Source organism: Bacillus sp. P4_D3 (genome assembly GCF_056401855.1).
Window position 1 is genome coordinate 1 of record NZ_JBFUIN010001315.1, and the last position, 557, is coordinate 557.

Sequence of the window (557 nt, forward strand, 5' to 3'; positions counted from 1 at the left end):
GAATATAGCTTTTCTTACATACTTATGCTATTATTTATCTTTATAATAAAAGAGGACGTGAATGAACTTGATTAAAATTAATATTCCTGAAGCTGATGTTTCAATTACTGAACGTAACCAAGTTATTAAAGGAGATGAGCCATTAATTACTCCAATTAACGGTTTTATCGATTTCCACTTGTTCCCTAGAGATAAAGGCGGCATTTTTATGTTTTACAATATTAATGACGAACTTCTTTTCGTAGGTAAAGCTCGTAAAATTAGACAACGTATTAAAAAGCATTTTGAAGATAATGTTTCGCCAATCAAAAATAATCGTGATGAAGTATACCGTATCGATGCATGTATCGTAGAAGATCCAACAGAAAGAGAAATTTACGAAACTTACATCATTAATAAATACAAAGCGAAATATAACGTTGATAAAGTGTTTTATAAATAAACAACATTAGCGAAATGAAACAATCCTAGTACATACACTAGGATTGTTTTTATTTATATAGCTTTGTAATTTTTGTCCGTAATGATTTTTCTCGCATTTGTTCCTCCTTATAAGG

At 29.4% G+C, this 557-nt stretch carries 1 protein-coding gene; it reads left to right on the forward strand.

Annotated elements, in window-relative coordinates:
- Positions 1-61 precede the first annotated feature (61 nt).
- Positions 62-442, forward strand: a complete 381-nt coding sequence (locus AC1DTM_RS31060) for a nucleotide excision repair endonuclease (protein WP_002013261.1) — start codon at positions 62-64, stop codon at positions 440-442.
- Positions 443-557 lie beyond the last annotated feature (115 nt).

Coding starts and splice junctions, on each gene's coding strand:
- AC1DTM_RS31060 (WP_002013261.1), top strand. CDS start 62: ATGAACTTGATTAAAATTAATATTCCTGAAGCTGATGTTTCAATTACT.